This is a genomic window from Streptomyces sp. NPDC017993, assembly GCF_044328065.1.
GTDB lineage: Bacteria > Actinomycetota > Actinomycetes > Streptomycetales > Streptomycetaceae > Streptomyces.
The window spans coordinates 179,611-195,924 of the sequence record NZ_JBIRGO010000012.1 but is presented as its reverse complement, the minus strand read 5'-3'; the positions used below and the strand labels follow the sequence as shown (position 1 = coordinate 195,924).

13 protein-coding genes and 1 pseudogene are annotated in these 16,314 nt (G+C 73.2%); 6 read left to right on the top strand and 8 right to left on the bottom strand.

What is annotated here, in order from left to right:
• Positions 1 to 31 precede the first annotated feature (31 nt).
• Together ACH4FH_RS23190 and ACH4FH_RS23185 are read left to right on the top strand one after the other, a co-directional pair.
• Positions 32 to 1,474, top strand: coding sequence for a nitrilase-related carbon-nitrogen hydrolase (locus ACH4FH_RS23190; protein WP_398557775.1), 1,443 nt, complete (start codon positions 32 to 34; stop codon positions 1,472 to 1,474).
• On the top strand, positions 1,474 to 2,382 hold the full coding sequence (locus ACH4FH_RS23185; protein WP_398557774.1) for an ornithine cyclodeaminase family protein: 909 nt from the start codon (positions 1,474 to 1,476) through the stop codon (positions 2,380 to 2,382). The genes ACH4FH_RS23190 and ACH4FH_RS23185 overlap by 1 nt, the downstream gene beginning before the upstream one ends.
• 98 nt (positions 2,383 to 2,480) lie before the next feature.
• On the opposite strand, the gene rbsK is transcribed toward ACH4FH_RS23185, so the two are convergent.
• From rbsK to ACH4FH_RS23155, 6 genes and pseudogenes are all read right to left on the bottom strand, one after another.
• The gene (gene rbsK, locus ACH4FH_RS23180; protein WP_398557854.1) at positions 2,481 to 3,389 is read right to left on the bottom strand and encodes a ribokinase; all 909 of its coding nucleotides are present in this window, start codon (positions 3,387 to 3,389) and stop codon (positions 2,481 to 2,483) included.
• Positions 3,390 to 3,457: 68 nt separating this feature from the next.
• A pseudogene (locus tag ACH4FH_RS23175) lies at positions 3,458 to 5,379 on the bottom strand (substrate-binding domain-containing protein).
• On the bottom strand, positions 5,372 to 7,051 hold the full coding sequence (locus ACH4FH_RS23170; protein WP_398557773.1) for a sugar ABC transporter ATP-binding protein: 1,680 nt from the start codon (positions 7,049 to 7,051) through the stop codon (positions 5,372 to 5,374). Before ACH4FH_RS23170 ends, ACH4FH_RS23175 begins: the two are co-directional and overlap by 8 nt.
• Positions 7,052 to 7,115: 64 nt before the next feature.
• Positions 7,116 to 8,117 (bottom strand): LacI family DNA-binding transcriptional regulator, encoded by a 1,002-nt coding sequence (locus ACH4FH_RS23165; protein WP_398557772.1) that lies wholly within the window; start codon positions 8,115 to 8,117, stop codon positions 7,116 to 7,118.
• 986 nt (positions 8,118 to 9,103) lie between these two features.
• Positions 9,104 to 9,532, bottom strand: a complete 429-nt coding sequence (locus tag ACH4FH_RS23160) for an organic hydroperoxide resistance protein (protein ID WP_398557771.1) — start codon at positions 9,530 to 9,532, stop codon at positions 9,104 to 9,106.
• Between the two features lie 83 nt (positions 9,533 to 9,615).
• A complete protein-coding gene (locus ACH4FH_RS23155) occupies positions 9,616 to 10,635 on the bottom strand; it encodes an NADP-dependent oxidoreductase (RefSeq protein WP_398557770.1) in 1,020 nt (339 codons plus the stop codon).
• Between the two features lie 88 nt (positions 10,636 to 10,723).
• On the opposite strand from ACH4FH_RS23155, the gene ACH4FH_RS23150 reads away from it, so the two are divergent.
• Positions 10,724 to 11,155, top strand: coding sequence for a MarR family winged helix-turn-helix transcriptional regulator (locus ACH4FH_RS23150; protein ID WP_398557769.1), 432 nt, complete (start codon positions 10,724 to 10,726; stop codon positions 11,153 to 11,155).
• Between the two features lie 21 nt (positions 11,156 to 11,176).
• Here ACH4FH_RS23150 and ACH4FH_RS23145 read toward each other — a convergent pair whose 3' ends face one another.
• Together ACH4FH_RS23145 and ACH4FH_RS23140 are read right to left on the bottom strand one after the other, a co-directional pair.
• A complete protein-coding gene (locus ACH4FH_RS23145) occupies positions 11,177 to 12,481 on the bottom strand; it encodes a helix-turn-helix domain-containing protein (RefSeq protein WP_398557768.1) in 1,305 nt (434 codons plus the stop codon).
• Positions 12,482 to 12,509: 28 nt separating this feature from the next.
• Positions 12,510 to 12,656, bottom strand: a complete 147-nt coding sequence (locus ACH4FH_RS23140; protein ID WP_398557767.1) for a hypothetical protein — start codon at positions 12,654 to 12,656, stop codon at positions 12,510 to 12,512.
• A gap of 290 nt (positions 12,657 to 12,946) precedes the next feature.
• Here ACH4FH_RS23140 and ACH4FH_RS23135 point away from each other — a divergent pair, with 290 nt between their 5' ends.
• The 3 genes from ACH4FH_RS23135 (at position 12,947) to ACH4FH_RS23125 (ending at position 16,306) form a co-directional block, all read left to right on the top strand.
• Positions 12,947 to 13,921, top strand: coding sequence for a DUF3068 domain-containing protein (locus tag ACH4FH_RS23135; protein WP_398557766.1), 975 nt, complete (start codon positions 12,947 to 12,949; stop codon positions 13,919 to 13,921).
• 440 nt (positions 13,922 to 14,361) lie between these two features.
• Complete coding sequence (locus ACH4FH_RS23130; RefSeq protein ID WP_398557765.1) at positions 14,362 to 15,573, top strand: glycosyltransferase family 4 protein; 1,212 nt, start codon at positions 14,362 to 14,364, stop codon at positions 15,571 to 15,573.
• Positions 15,574 to 15,580: 7 nt separating this feature from the next.
• Entirely contained in the window at positions 15,581 to 16,306 is a 726-nt protein-coding gene (locus ACH4FH_RS23125; protein WP_398557764.1) for a class I SAM-dependent methyltransferase, read from the top strand.
• Positions 16,307 to 16,314 lie beyond the last annotated feature (8 nt).

Below are 16,314 nucleotides of genomic sequence, written 5' to 3'. Positions count from 1 at the left end.
GCCCACCGGGTGTGCCGGGCATCATGGGCAGATGATCATTGCTGCCGCACAGTTCTCACCGGTCCCGGGCGACATCGAGGCCAACGCCGCGCGGATGGCCGCCCTCGTCACGGAGGCGGCATCGCGCGGCGCCGGTCTTGTGGTCTTCGCCGAACTGGCCCTGACGCAGTACGACCTGCCGGCGATAGCCGCCGACCCGCGGCTGACGGTCGCACCGGACGACCCGCGGCTGGAACCGGTACGCCAGGCGTGCCGGGCGGCGGGGGTCGGCGCCGTCGTCAACGCGCCGGGCCGGGCCCCCGCGGACGGTGCCGGGCCGACCATCGCCTCCTTCGTCCTCGGGCCGGACGGCACGCTGCTCACCCGCTACGACAAGCGCCATCTGTTCGGGCCGGAGAACGATGTCTTCGCCCCTGGTACCGCCGACGGCCGGTTCACCCTCGGTGGCGTCCGGTTCGCGCTCGCCACCTGCTACGACACCGGATTCCCCGAGGTGGCGGCGCGGGCCGCGGCGGACGGCTGCGCGGTGTTCCTCGCCAGCTCCTTCCACGACTCGGCGGACCGGGTGGCGCGGTACGCGGACCTGGCCGCGGAACACGGCCTGCACGTGCTGCTCGCCAACGGGGCCGGCGTCGGCAGCGCCGGCCGGGCGGCCGGGCTCAGCGGTGCCTGGCTGCCCACCGGAGAGCGGGTCGCGGTGGCCGGCGACGGGACGGAGCACGCCCCGGACGGCGGTGCGGAGCTGGTGCTGAGCGATGTGCGGGACGGGATCACGTTGATGGCGGACCCGGCGGTCGCCGCGATACCCGTCAAGGAGTGCGGCGAGCAGCTGCTCGACGTACGGACCGCGGCGCCCGCGCTCCTCGTCTCCGAACTCAAGGACGACAACGGAGAGAACGGAGACAGCGGCGACAGCGGCGACGACGGAAGTGGCGTGGGTGACCACGCGGGTGCCTTCGCCCGGCTGCGCGAGGGCGTGCTGCGGCGGCTGTTGACCGCCCAGGCGTCCCTGCCGGACGGGCTGCGGCTGCAGTTCGTCGAGGGCTACCGGCCGCCGGCCCTGCAGCGCCGCTACTTCGAGGAGTACACGCACGAGCTGCGCGCCGCCCACCCCGACTGGGACGCCGCCCGGCTGCACTCGGCCGCGAGCCGCTACGTCTCCCCGCCGGACATCGCGCCGCACAGCGCGGGCGGCGCGGTGGACGTCACCCTCGTCACCGCCGACGGCGGGGAGGTCGACATGGGGACGCCGATCAACGCCTCCCCCGAGGAGAGCGCCGGCGCCTGCTACACGGCTGCGCCCGGCCTGTCGCCCGCCGCCCGCGCCAACCGGCGAGTGCTGAGCGCGGCCCTGACCGCGGCGGGGCTGGTCAACTACCCCACGGAGTGGTGGCACTGGTCCTACGGCGACCGCTATTGGGCCCTGGCGACCGGCGCGGATCACGCCCTGTACGGGCCGAAGGAGCCGGCCTGATGACCGCGCCCCTGCTGCTCGGTGACGCGGAGGTCCGCGACCGCCTCGACCCGGCCGGCGCCGTGACGGCCGTCCGGCACGCGCTGCTGGAGCATCACGCGGGCCGGCTGGCCGCGCCCCCGCGGCTGCACGCCCCGCTCGGCTCCGCGGAGCTGGTGTTCACCGTCGGTGAGCTGGCCGGGGACGGGCTGCACGGCTTCCGGGCGTACGGCACGAAGGGGCACGGCGCCCAGCTGGTGGCGGTGTGGGACAGCGCGAGCGGGGAGCTGGTCGCCGTGGTGCACGGCCGGGAGCTGGGGCCGCGCAGGACCGGCGCGATCGGTGCGGTGGCGGTCGGGGCGCTGGCCCGCCCGGACGCGTCCCGGCTGGCGCTGATCGGGACGGGGCCGCAGGCCTGGACCCAGCTGTGGGCGCTGTCGGGCGGCCCGCACCGGCCCGCGGAGGTGACGGTGTTCGGGCGCCGGACCGAGCGCGCGCAGCGGTTCGCCGACCGGGCCCGTGCGGAACTCGGGCTCGCGGTGCGGGTGGCCGGGTCGGCGCGCGAGGCGGTGCGCGACCGTGAGGTGGTGATCGTGGCGACGAACAGCGCGACCCCGGTCCTGGAGGCGGACTGGATCGCTCCGGGAACCCACCTGAGCACCCTGGGCCCCAAGACGACCACGCGCCACGAGATTCCGCCCGAGCTGGCCCGGCGCGCCACGGTCGTCGTCACCGACTCCCTTGCGCAGTGCGGACGTTACGGCACCGACCATCTGCTGGGGCCCGCGCCGATGGCCGAACTGGGCAGCGTGCTGGCGGGCGCGGCCGCGGGCCGTACCGGTGACGAGGACATCACGCTGTTCTCGTCCGTCGGCCTGGCCGGTACGGAGGTGGCGGTGGCGGCTGCGCTGATGCGGGCGTGCGGGTAGCGGCGACCCCCGTGCCCTCGTGCGGCGGGCGGACCGGTGCCCGCCCCGGCGCCGCTGCCGACCACCGGGGCATGGCGCCCCCCTCGCCCCACCGCGGCTCAGCCCTCCGGGAGTTCGTCCAGCTCCGCCAGGCTCGGGTAGGACGGCTGGGCGCCCGGCTTGGTGACGGCGGCGGCGCCGACGCGCACGGCGAAGCGGGCCGCGTCGGGCAGGGAGTCGCCACGGGCCAGGCGGGTGGCCAGGGCGCCGGTGAAGGCGTCGCCCGCGCCGGTGGTGTCGACGGCCCTGACCTCGACGCCCGGCGCCTGGCTCACTCCCGAACCGTCCAGCACCAGCGCACCGTCGCCGCCGAGGGTGATGACGACCGAGCGCGCGCCCCGTTCCCGCAGGGCCTGCGCCCACTCCGCCGGCTTGCCGTCGGCGAGCCCGGACAGTTGCCGTGCCTCGTGTTCGTTGACCACCAACGGGTCTGCGGCCGCGAGCAGTTCGGGCGCCAGGCGGTCCGGGGCCGGGGAGGGGTTGAGGACGACGCGGGTGCCGGCGTCCTCGGCCAGCGCGGCGGCCGCCCGCACGCTCTCCAGGGGGATCTCCAGTTGGAGCGAGAGCACCGAGGCACCGGCGATGACGTCCTTGGCCGCGGTCACGTCCTGCGGGGTCAGGGCGGCGTTGGCGCCGGGTGAGACCACGATGCTGTTGTCGCCGTCGGGGCTCACGATGATCATCGCGGTGCCGGTGCGGGCCGCCTCGTCCACGATGACCGGCCCGACGTCCGTGCCGGCCGCGCGCTGGGCGGCCAGCAGCAGCGCGCCGTAGGCGTCACCGCCGACCCGGGCCAGCAGCGCCGTGCGGGCACCGAGCCGGGCGGCCGCGGCGGCCTGGTTGGCGCCCTTGCCACCGGCCGATTCGACCAGATCCGTGCCGAGCACGGTCTCGCCCGCGCCGGGCCGCCGCTCCACCCGAACCGTCAGGTCCGCGTTGGCCGAGCCGACCACCAGGACGTCGTACATGCGCCGCTCTCCCATTTCATCTCACCTGTCATTGCCCGGCGGCCCGGCACCGGGCCGGACCGCCGTCCTCAGCTGTCGAACTTCGCGGCGTTCTCCGCCGTCACCAGCACCACGGGCACCTTGACCGACTTCGGCAGCTTCTCACCGCGGGCGGCCTTCAGCGCCCAGTCCACGGCCTGCTTGCCGAGGAGTTTCGGCTGCTGGGCGACCGTCGCGGTCAGACTGCCGTTGCGGACCGCGGTGACGCCGTCCGGTGTGCCGTCGAAGGCGACCACCTTGACGTCCTTGCCTGACCTGCCGCCGAGGGCCTTGGACGCGCCGAGCGCCATCTCGTCGTTGGCGGCGAACACCCCGCCGATGTCCCGGTGCGCCTGGAGCATGTTGGACATCACGTCCATGCCCTTGGTGCGGTCGAAGTCGGCGGGCTGCCGGGCGACGACCTGGATGCCGGGGTACTTCTTGATGGCCTCCTCGAAGCCCTGGCCGCGTTCCCGGGCGGCGGAGGTGCCGGGCTGGCCCTCCAGGAAGGCCACCTTGCCCTTCCCGCCGAGCGAGGCGGCCAGCGTCCTGGCGGCGAGCCGGCCACCGGCGACGTTGTCGGAGGCGATGGTCGATCCGACGTCGCCGCCGTTGACGCCGCGGTCGATGGAGATGACCGGCACCTTCGCCCGGTTGGCGACCCCGACGGCCGGTACGGCGGCGTCGGAGTCGACCGGGTTGATGATGGCCGCCCTGACGTCCTGGCTGGTGAACGTCTCCATCTGGTTGATCTGTTGAGTGGGGTCGTTCTGCGCATCGGTGATGTTGATCTTCAGGCCGCGGGCGTCCGCCTCGGCCTGCGCGCCTTCCCTGATGCCCACGAAGAACGGGTTGTTCAGGGTGGACAGCGCGAGACCCAGATCCGTGTCGCCGCCGCGGTCGCAGCCGGCCAGTCCGAGGGCGACGACCGCGGCCGATCCCGCCGCCAGGGCCCTGACCCGGGCCCTCATCGGACGCTCCGGCGCCGCAGCGTGTCCAGGAGCACCGCCAGCGCGATGACCAGCCCGGTGGCCACCTGCTGCCAGAAGGCCGAGACGCTCAGCAGGTTGAGGCCGTTGCGCAGGACGGCGAGGATCAGCGCGCCGATGAGCGTGCCGGACGCCTTGCCCGAGCCGCCGGAGAGGCTCGCGCCGCCGATGACGACGGCGGCGATGGCATCGAGTTCGTAGCCGCCGGCGGCCTGCGGCTGCGCGGAGGTGAGCCGGGCCGCCAGCACGATGCCGGCGACCGCGGCGAACAGGCCGGACAGCGCGTAGATGACGAGCTTGCGGCGCTTGACGTTGATGCCGGAGAGGCGGGCCACCTCCTCGTTGCCGCCGATCGCGAACATCGCGCGGCCGGAGTACGTACGGGCCAGGATCAGGGCCGCGATCAGCCCCATGGCGACCATCACCAGGACGGGTACCGGCAGCCAGCCGCCGAGGGTGTCACCGAGCGCGCTCAGGGAGGTGGGGAACGGGATCGGTGAGCCGCCGGAGATGACCAGCGCCAGGCCCCGGCCGACCGAGAGCATCGCCAACGTGGCGATGAAGGCGGGCAGTTTGCCGTAGGCGACAAGCGCTCCGGAGACCAGTCCGGCCGCCGCGCCGACCGCGAGGCCCAGCAGCACCGCGACCACGACGGGCAGCCCGTCGCCGGAGGCCGCCCACGCGGTGACGGTGGCGGACAGGGCGGCGACCGAGCCCACCGACAGGTCGATTCCGGCCGAGACGATCACGAAGGTGACGCCGAAGGCGAGGATCGCGGTGACCGACGCCTGCACGCCGACGTTGAGGAGATTCTGTCCGTTGAGGAAGTCCTTGGACAGCACCGCCATCACCACGACCAGGGCGATGAGCCCGCCCAGCGGTCCGTTCTTCAGGACGGCGCGGGTGAACCACTGCCCGAGCGCATGTTCCCTGCCGCCGGCGGTCGGGGGTGTCCGGTCGGGGGTCTTCAGCAGCTCAGTCATCGGAGCCCTCCATCGCGCTCTGACGTGTGTCGTCGGGGTGGGGTATGTCGTCCGCGGACGCGGCGGCCGGGAGCGGGCCGGCGGACTTCGGGGACTGGACGGCCAGTTCCATCACCGCGTCCTGGGTGGCCTGCCCGGCCGGAAGCTCACCCGCCAGCCGGCCCTGCGCCATCACCAGCACGCGGTCGCTCATCCCGAGGACCTCGGGCAGATCGCTGGAGATCATCAGCACCGCGCAGCCCGCCGCCGTCAACTCGTTGATGAGCTGGTAGATCTCGACCTTGGCGCCGACGTCGATCCCGCGCGTCGGCTCGTCGAGGATCAGCAGCCTGGTCTCGGCCAGCAGCCATTTGCCGATGACGACCTTCTGTTGGTTGCCGCCGGAGAGCGTACGGGCGCTCTGGCCCAGGCCGCTCATGCGGACCCGCAACTGTCCCGCGACCTCGGCCGCAGCACGCCGCTGGCCGCCGCGGTCCACCAGACCGCCGCGCAGATCGCGATCCAGCCTGGCCAGCGTCAGGTTGTCCTGGAGCGACGCGTCCAGGACCAGGCCCTGGCCCTTACGGTCCTCGGGCACCAGGCCGAGCCCGGCGCGCATCGCGGCGCGCACGTCGCCGCGCGCAAGTTCCTTGCCGTCGACCTCGACCGTGCCGGCGTCGTGGCGGTCCGCGCCGAAGATCGCCCGCGCGATCTCCGTACGGCCCGCGCCGACCAGCCCGGCCAGGCCGACGACCTCACCGGCCCGCACCTCGAAGTCGATGCCCTCGAAGACCGGCCGGGCCGGTGCGCCCTTGGCGGCCTTCGCGCCGTGCCGGGTCAGGCCGCGCACCCGCAGGAGCGGCGCGCCTGGCTCTTCGGGGCGCTCGCGCGGGTACTGCTCGGCGATGTCCCGGCCGACCATGAGCCGGATCAGCTCGTCCTCGTCGGTGGTGGCGGGCACCTCGCCGACCGAGCGGCCGTCGCGCAGCACCGTGACCCGGTCGCCGAGCACGCCGATCTCGTCGAGGTGGTGGGTGATGAAGATGATGCCGACGCCGGACGCGCGCAGTTCACGGACGATGGTGAACAGCGTCCCCACCTCCTCGGAGGTGAGCACCGCGGTCGGCTCGTCCATGATCAGAACGCGCGCGTCGAGGCTGAGGGCCTTGGCGATCTCCACCATCTGGAGCCGGGCGATGCCGAGAGCGGCGACCGGCGTGTCCGGGGAGACATCGAGGCGCACCCGCCGCAGCAGCTCGGCCGCGCGGGTGCGCATCGTCTTCTTGTCGACGAGGCCGAGCGCGGTCCGCGGCTGCCGGCCGAGGAAGATGTTCTCGGCGACCGTCAGGCCGGGGACGAGGTTGAACTCCTGGTAGATGGTGGCGATGCCGAGGCGTTCGGCGTCCTGCGCGGAGCGGATCTGCACCTCGCGCGGCTTGTCCGCCGCGCCGTCCGGGCCGTTGTCGCCGGTGGCGGCGAGAATCCTGCCCTCGTCGGGGCGGTGGGCGCCGGAGAGCATCTTGATGAGCGTGCTCTTGCCCGCGCCGTTCTCGCCGAGCAGGACGTGCACCTCGCCGGCACGCAGGCTCAGGTCCACCCCGTCCAGCGCACGGACCCCGGGGAACGACTTCGTCACCCCCTCGACGCGCAGCAGTTCGCGGCCGCCCGGTACGTCGTCTTTGACGCCGGTCATGCGCTGCCCCTCTCTTCCTCGGTCGTGCTTCCTCAGGTGGCTCTCGGGTGGTGCTGTGATGGGTTCAGGGGGCGGGCGGCTCACCGCAGGAGCGGCGCGTCACGAGCCGGGCCGGCAGCAGTACCGAGTCGGCGGGTCGGCCCTCGATGCGCTCCAGCAGGGTCTGCACGGCGGCCCTGCCCAGTTCCCTGGTGGGCTGGGCGATGGCGGTCAGCGGCGGGTCGGTGTGCGTGAACCACGGCACGTCGTCGTAGACCACCAGCGCGACATCGTCGGGAACCCGCAGGCCGCGTGCGCGGAGTTCGTCCATCGCGCCGAGCGCCATCAGGTTGTCGGTGGCGAGTACCGCGTCCGGTGGTTCCGGCAGGTCGAGGAAGTCACGCATCACTCGCCGGCCGCCGGTGTGCTGGAGGTCGGGGGTGGCGCCGACGCGCTCGTCGGGCAGCGCGATGCCGTGCGCGGCCAGCGCCGTACGGAAGAGGTCGAGGCGCTCGTCGCCGGTGGGGGTACCGGCCGGCGCGACGATGATCGCGGGGCGGCGGCGGCCGAGGGCGGCCAGGTGGGCGGCGAGGTCGGTGAGGGCGGCGCGGCCGTCGGCGCGCACGCAGGGGGCGTCGATGCCCGGCACGGTGCGGTCCAGCAGGACGAGCGGGGTGCCGGAGGCTACGACCTCGGTCAGCATCGTTGATCCGGTCCCGGCCGAGCTGACCAGCAGGCCGTCGATGCGGCGGTCCAGCAGGGTGCGGATGTAGTCGTCCTGCTGCTCGGGGCGTTCACCGGCGTTGCCGATGACCAGGCTGTAGCCGAGGCTGCGGGCCGCGTCCTCGACGGCGTCGGCCAGCTCGGTGAAGAACGGATTGGTGAGATCACCGATGACCAGGCCGAGCGCCCCGGTCCTGGCGGTGCGCAGGGCGCGGGCGACGTTGTTCGGGCGGTACCCCAGCTCGCGTACGGCGGCGAGCACCCGCTCGCGGGTCTCGGCGACCGGGCCGTGGCCGTTGAGGACCCGGGAGACGGTGGCGACGGAGACACCTGCCCGTTCTGCCACCTCTTTGATATTCGCCATGGCGCCGTTGCCGTCCTGTCGGTGCGATCACGTGCGCCCGGCTGTGCGAGGCGCCGTGTAATCGATTTCGTGAGGCCCCACGTAATCGATTACACGCGTGGCGCGTCAAGGCGTCGATGAGGTGGTGTACGTCACATTCGGGACGCGAGGGGCCCTGCATCGGGGCGGGAGGGGCCGGGCCCGCTCGCGAGGCGGCGGGGGCCGCCGGAGCGACCGGCAGGCAGGCAGCGGCAAGCGGCTACTACTCGCGAGGCAGGCACGACTCCGGGCGGCCGACAGCGGGCCACGACGCAAGGCAGGCACACCGCCGGGCGGCCAAGATCAGGCCACCGCTCGCGAGGTGACAGGTGGGCGGCACACACGGGGGTCGCGAGACAGACACCGGCCCCGGCCACCGACCGCAGGCCACCGCTCGGCGCGGCAGGCACGGCCCGGCGACCGGCACGGGGCCACCACTCGCGAGGCAGGCACGGCGCGGCGACCGGCACAGGGGCCAGCACACGGGCGGCAGGCAGGCCCGGCGACCGACACGGAGCCACCACACGCGCGGCAGGAACGGCTCCGGGCTGCCGGCAGCGGGCCAGCACGCAGGGCAGGCGCACCGCCGGGCGCCCGAGAACAGGCCACCGCTCGCGATGTGACAGGTGGGCGGCACGGGGCTCGCGAGACAGGCACCAGCCCCGGCCACCGACCGCAGGCCACCGCTCGGCGCGGCAGGCACGGCCCGGCGACCGACACGGGGCCACCGCTCGCGATGTGGCAGGTGGTCGCCGGTGGGCGGCATGAGCGGGGTGGGGCTGCGGCGCAGCGGAACTGCGGGACCGCGGGCTGCTGGACCGCGGCGCAGAGGCGCAGCGAAACTGCGGGACCGCGGCGCAGCGGACGCGAGACCGCGAGGCGCGCGAGCCCTAGGCGTCCCGGGTGCCCAACGGCCGAGGGCCGCACCCGGTGGGTGCGGCCCTCGGCTTTCGGCTGTGCGTGACGCGTCAGGCGACGGTCAGCTTGACCTCGATGTTGCCACGGGTGGCGCTGGAGTACGGGCACACCTGGTGCGCCTTCTCCACGAGGTCCTTGGCGGTGGCCGCGTCCACATTGGGGATCGAGGCGGTGATCTCGACCGTGAGGCCGAAGCCGCCCGCCTCGGTCTTGCCGATGCCGACGTTGGCGGTCACCCGGGAGCCGGAGACATCCGCCTTCTCCTGACGGGCCACGACGCTGAGCGCGCCCTGGAAGCAGGCGCTGTAGCCCGCCGCGAAGAGCTGCTCGGGGTTGGTGCCGGCGCCGCTGCCGCCCTGCTCCTTGGGCGGGTTGACGACTACGTCGAGCTTGCCGTCGTCGCTGGCGACGCGGCCGTCACGGCCGTTCTCAGCGGTGGCGACGGCGGTGTAGACGACGTCGACGGTCTGGATGGACATACAGAATCCTCCTGTGGTTCGCCGCGACTCGCGCCCACGGATCGCGACGGCTTCCGAAGAGCCTAACGGTCCGCTCCGCGGGGTCAGCCGTCGAGGCTCACGATCATCTTGCCGGTGTTCTCACCGCGCAGGAGGCCGAGGAAGGCCTCGACGCCCTTCTCGATGCCGGCGACCTTGGTCTCGCCGTACTTCAGCTCGCCGGAGCGGATCCAGGCGGAGACCTCCTCGACGAACTGCGGCTGCAGTGCGGAGTGGTCGCTCACCAGCAGGCCCTGGAGGCGCAGCCGCTTGCCGATCACCATCGCGAGGTTGCGGGGCGCCGGGGACGGCTCGGTGGAGTTGTACATCGAGATCATGCCGCAGATGGCGACGCGGCCGTGGACGTTGAGCGCGCTGATGGCCGCTTCGAGGTGGTCGCCGCCGACGTTGTCGAAGTAGACGTCGATGCCGTCGGGGGCGGCCTGCTTCAGCTGCTTGTGGACGTCGCCGTTCTTGTAGTTGAAGGCGGCGTCGAAGCCGTACTCCTCGACCAGGACCTTGACCTTCTCGTCGGATCCGGCGGAGCCGATGACCCGGGAGGCGCCCTTGAGCTTGGCGATCTGGCCGACCTCGCTGCCCACCGCACCGGCCGCGCCGGACACGAAGACGACGTCGCCCTCCTTGAAGGAGGCGACCTCCAGCAGGCCCGCGTAGGCGGTCAGGCCGGGCATGCCCAGCACGCCGAGGTAGGCGGTCAGCGGAGCCAGCGAGGGGTCCACCTTCGCGGCACGCTTGGCGTCCAGCACCGCGTACTCCCGCCAGCCGAGGCCGTGCAGGACGTGGTCACCGACGGCGATGTCGTCCGCGCGGGAGGCGATGACCTCACCTACCGCGCCACCGTCCATCGGCTGGTCCAGCTGGAACGGCGGGACGTAGGACTTGACGTCGTTCATCCGGCCGCGCATGTACGGGTCGACCGAGAAGTGCTGGGTGCGGACGAGGATCTGTCCCTCGCCGACCTCCGGCACCGCGGCCTCGCGCAGCGCGAAGTCCTCCGGGGTGGGCCAGCCGTGCGGGCGGGCGACGAGGTGCCATTCACGGCCGGTCGTGGGCAGTGCGGACATAAGAGCGCTCCTCCTAATGCTTCATGTACTGAAACAACCATGCTCCTCGATATTTCATCTTGTCAAGCAAATGGGTATCCTGGCTTGCATGACACCGCGCGCAGACCCTTTGACCGTCGAGGTCGTCGACCTCATCGGCACCGTCGTCGCCCGTTACTACGAGGAGTACGAGCACGCCGCGGCCGAGCACTCCCTCACGGGCGCCCAGGCGCGGGTTCTCAGCCTCCTTGCCGTTGAGTCGCTGCCCATGCGGCGCGTGGCGCAGCGACTGAAGTGCGAGCCGTCGAATGTCACCGGAATCGTGGACCGCCTGGAGGCCCGCGGCCTGGTGGAGCGCCGCCCCGACCCGGCCGACCGCCGCGTCAAGCTGGCCGCCCCGACCGATGAGGGCGCGCGCACGGCCGAGCGGCTGCGCAGCTCGCTGGACTTCGCCCGCGAACCCCTCGGCCAGCTGACCGTCGCCGAGCGCACCCTGCTCAAGGAGCTGCTCCAGCGGATGCTGGGCCTCGCACCGGAGTGAGGCCCGCGCCCCACGCGACCGTCAGTTCAACTCTCCGCGCAGTCGCTGGGCCCGCAGGACCAGTTCCAGTTCGAAGCGGCGGTCCGCGTCGTCCACGTCCTCGCCCCATAACTCCTTGATCTGGCGCAGCCGGTAGCGGACGGTCTGCGGGTGGACGCCCAGCCGGGCGGCGACCTCGGGGGCGCCGCCGCGGGTCTCCAGCCAGGCGAGCAGGGTCTCGGCGAGCCGACGGCCGTGGGTGGGGCCGCAGCGGGTCAGCGGGGCGAGCCGGCGGCGGCCGAGGTCCTCGATCAGCTCCTCGGGCGGCAGCAGTACCAGCGCCTCGGTGTGCTCGGTGCACTGCAGCAGCTCGCCCGTGGGCAGCAGGCCGCGTTCCATCAGATCGACCGCGATGCCGGCCCAGCGCAGCGACTTCGCGGCGTCCAGGAGCGGCACGGCGGGCCCGATCGCGCCGGACCAGCCGGCGGCCGCGCGGCGCAGCAGCTCACCGCGGCCGGGGGCGTCCGGCTCCGGCACCACCATCCGTGGGCGTTCGCACTCCATGTCCAGCAGCACGTCGGAGGCGACGGCGGGCGCCACCGCCTCCCGGGCCGGGCGCAGCAGGACCGCGACCGCGACCCGCTCCGGCAGCGGCCAGCCGATCCGGGCGGCACGCTCGGCGAGCGCGGGCATCCGGCCGTCCGCGTCGGCGGCGCAGCCCTCCCGGTTCCGGCGCCGCAGGCCGTGCCCTTCGGCCCGCGGACCCGGAGCGTTCGCCTCCGCGCCGCCCGGCCCCGGGCTGCCGGCGCTCGTGAACAGCTGCTCCATGAGCCGGCGTTGCAGGCGTAATCGCTCCCCGGCCTGGCGGGCCGCGGCCTCCGCGTAGCCGCGTACGGACTCGGCGACCAGCCCGTCGAGATATTCGAAGCCCGACTCGGCGAGTTCGTACATCGCGGGGGCCGGGATGGCGACCTGCTGGCCGATCTCGGCGAGCCGTCGCCAGGCCAGCCGTACGCCCAGCCGGTACATGGCCTGGAGGGCGTCCAGGCTGCGGCCCTGGATGCCCTCGCCGCGGCCGAACTCCTGGAAGACCCGCGGGTGGACGTGCGGGCGGTCCAGGCCGGCCGTCAGGTGCGCGACGAAGTGCTCAAGGGACTGACGGATGCCGACCAGCGCGCGGGGTTCGCCGAAGTCGTCCGGCACCAGGGGGAGTTGTGGGTACTCGCGGCGGATCTCCCGCAGGATGTCCGCCGCCAGGGTGGGCACTTCCTCCAGCGCCTGGGCGGCGAACTGCCGTACCTGGTACGGCGGGACCTCCCGCCAGGCGGAGCGGACGGCGGTCACCATGGACGCGGCCTCCTCAGCATGCCGGCCCCTACTCGCCGGCCCGGTCGAAGGTCACCAGTGGCACGTTCGGCTGCTCGGGCGGAGCTTCCAGGGCGGCGACGATGCCTAGCGCGGCGCCGACGGCCAAGGCGGTGGCGGTCAGCGCGGTGAGTGCGGCGGCGAGCATTCGGTGCATGGCGCGGCGAGCCCCTTCGTCGATGCCGGAGACCGGTCGTCGGTCCCCGTCGAGTTCGGTGCGGCACCCGGCACGGTCCTGGGCCCGGGGGTGTCCCCCGGCGCCCGGAAGTGGTCCGGCTCGGTGCCGCGTTCCCACAGCGCGGCACCACGTCAGTCGTGGTGCCTGCCGAGTGTGGAAGGGCATTGACGCCCTGTCAAGAGTTCCCTTACGTTCCCGGCCCATGGCGCATCAGGTCGCCGCACGTGCACCAGAGCGTGTCTCCCCTCACCGCTTCCAGGAGTGCTCGTATGCGTGAATCCGGTAAGTCAGGCTCTCCCTCGACGTCGCCCCTGTCGCTGATCCTGTGGGGTCTCGGCGTCTTCCTGCTGGCCCTCGCACCCCTGCTGGCCTGGTACGTCACGCCGCGGGCGAAGGCCACCCCGGTCGATGTCGACGCCACCACCGTCTTCACCGGCACCGGCAGTTACTTCGACACCGGGTCGCTCAGGACCAGGGAGCGCCAGAAGATCACCATCACCCGGCACGTCCTGGGCGATGTGGCGGCGAGCGAGCGCAGCGGGCGGGCCGTGTGGGACGTCTCCACCACGGTCGACACCCCGCGGACCCTCGCCCTGAAGGACCCCCGCAAGGCGTTCCAGTGGACCACCGAGCGCTGGGTCACCGACCGGCACAGCAACGCCCCGGTGCACTGCTGCGAGGAGGCCCCGACCCGCTTCGACGGCGACGCCTACCTCAAATTCCCCTTCGATGTGCAGCGCAGGACCTACCGCTGGTGGGACAACACACTGGGGGCGGCCGTCCCCCTCCGCTTCGCCGGTCTGCAGAAGATCCAGGGATACCAGGGCTATCGCTTCACCGGGACGGTGCAGGCCACCAGAACCGGCAGCCGCCAGGTCCCCGGCCGGTTGGTCGGCCGGCCGGGGCAGGGCCAGATCCAGGCCGAGGAGTGGTACGCCAACTCCGGGATCGAGCTGGTCGTCGAGCAGCGCACCGGCCGGATCATCAACGCCTCGATCTCGCCGCTCAAGACGCTGCGCGCCCCCGGTGCCCGGCGTACCGCGGTGACGCTGCTGCACGGCGAGAAGCTCCGGTTCACCCCGGCGACGCAGCGCGCGCAGGTGGCACTGGCGAAGGCGGACAGCGACAAGCTCGCACTGGTCGGCCGGACACTTCCGGTGGGCGCCGCGTCGACGGGCACGGTATTGGCCCTGACCGGCCTGGTGCTGGTGGTGCGCGGCAGGCGGTCGACCGGCCGGTCCTGAGCGAAGTGATGAACCATCAGCCCCGGCGGGGGCGGATTTTGTCATTCCGGTGAGTAGCCGCATCGAACACGGCGGCGAAAACTATCGACCCCACACGCAGACGTCCGGCCATGCGGTCGGCAGAAATCCGCAGTGCCCCAAGCCCGGCCGGTTCCGGAGACCGCAGGTCCCGGAACCGGCACCCAGGAACGCCGATCCGGTAAACCGCCGCTCCCCCAGGGCAGGCACCGGGCCGGTGGCCGCCGCGCCCCCCGCGGTGACCACCGGCCCGTACGTCCCGCACACCGCGGGCCCACGGCAGCAGCCCCCACTGCTCGCCGCGGAGAGGAAAGGCGCGACAACTCCACACCGCAGCACCCGCCGCAGCACGGCCCCCACGACTCAGCACGCAGTACGTCCCCCACCGCTGGTACCGCACCCTGAGACGAGTTGGAGCACAGATGCCCCAGCACGTACGACCGTCCCTGCCCCTCGCGCCCTCGCCTGTCCCGCTCGCACCCTCCGCACCATCAGCGCCCCCCGCTTCCGGGCCGCCCCCGGTCCCCCGCCGTATCGTCTTCCTCGCCCGCCGCGACCTGGGAAACCCAGCCGCCGGCGGCTCCGAGCTCCTGGTGGACCGGATCGCCGCAGGACTCACCGCACACGGCCATCAGGTCACGCTGCTCTGCGGCGGGCCGACTCCCCCCGAGCTCTCGGCTCCGCTCGCGCCGGGAGGCGCCCCCGGCCGTGGCTACCGGGTGGTGTCCGCAGGCGGCGACGCCGGTCATTTCCTGCGGGTGCCACGCCAGTTCAACCGCCGGGTCGGTGACTGCGACCTGCTGGTCGAGGTGTGCAACGGGATGCCCTACCTCGCGCCGCTCTGGCACCGCGGGCCGACCCTGTGCCTGGTCAACCACGTCCACACGGACCTGTGGGGCATGCGCTACCCGGCCCCGGCCGCCCGGCTCGGCCGCCGCCTGGAGCACTGGGCGCTGGCCGGCACCCACCGCCGCAACCTGATGGTCGCCGTCTCGGGCTCGACCGCGACCGCCCTGCACGGACTCGGCGTCGCACCGGACCGCGTCCGCCTGGTCCACAACGGGGTGGAGGAACCCGGCCCACTCGTGCCCGAGGCGCCGGAGCCGCTCTTCCTCGCCATGGGCCGGCTCGTCGAGTACAAGCGCATCGACCTGCTGCTGCGCCTGTGGGAACGGGTCCGCCCGGTGACCGGCGGACGGCTGGTCATCGTGGGCGACGGCCCGGAGCGGGCACGACTGACCGCCATGGCCGGCCCGGACGTCACCTTCACCGGCCACATCTCGGAACAGCGCAAGCACCAACTCCTCTGCTCGGCCTGGCTGTTGCTGCACCCCTCACTTGTCGAGGGGTGGGGCCTGGTGGTCATGGAGGCCGCCGCCCGGCGCACCCCCGCCGTCGGCTTCGACATCCCCGGCCTCCGAGATTCCGTCGAGGACGGCTCCACCGGGCTGCTGGCCCGCGGCGAGAGCGCGTTCGCGGCGCACTGGTGCTCCCTCGCCCTCAGCGCCCACCGCCGGCACGCCCTGGGAGCCGCCGCCGCACAGCGCGCCGACCGCTTCCGATGGGGCCACACGGTCCGCAGCTTCCGGGCGGTCGCCGCGGAGGCTTTCCTGCAGACGCTCCCCAGGCGGTGAACTTCCGGTGCGCGACCCTTCCTTGCGCAGGTCCTACACCCTCTTCCGTGCCTTCCTGCGAGAGCAGACAGAACCGGAGCACTGCTACGGGCTGCTGGCCCGGGACGCCGCCGACCAGGTCGAGCGTTACGCCCCCCTGAAGGACGCGGTGGTCGCCGACATCGGCGGCGGCAGCGGACACTTCACCGACGAGTTCCGCCGCCGCGGCGCACACGGGTATCTCTTCGAGCCCGACCCGGCCGAGCTGACCTCCCGCGGCCACGCCCCGGAGGGCGCGGTGGTCGCCGACGGCTATCTGCTGCCGCTCGCCGACGGCGCCGCCGACATCTGCTTCTCCTCCAACGTCCTGGAGCATGTCGCCGACCCGCAGACCTTCCTCAGCGAGATGATCCGGGTCACCCGCCCCGGCGGACTGATCTACGTCTCCTTCACCAACTGGCTCTCCCCCTGGGGCGGCCACGAGACCGCGCCCTGGCACTACCTGGGAGCCGAGCGGGCCCGTACCCGCTACCGGCGGCGCACCGGCCGGCCGGCCAAGCACACCCTGGGCGAGAACCTCTTCGCCGTGCACATCGGCCGCACGCTGCGCCACGTACGGGCACGCGAGGACATCGCCGTCGTCTCTGCCCGCTCGCGCTACGCGCCGTTCCTCGCCGAGACCATCCCCCGTCTCCCGGGCGTGCGCGAGGTCGCCACCTGGAACCTTCTCCTCATCCTCCGGCGGCTGCCGTGACCGCGCCC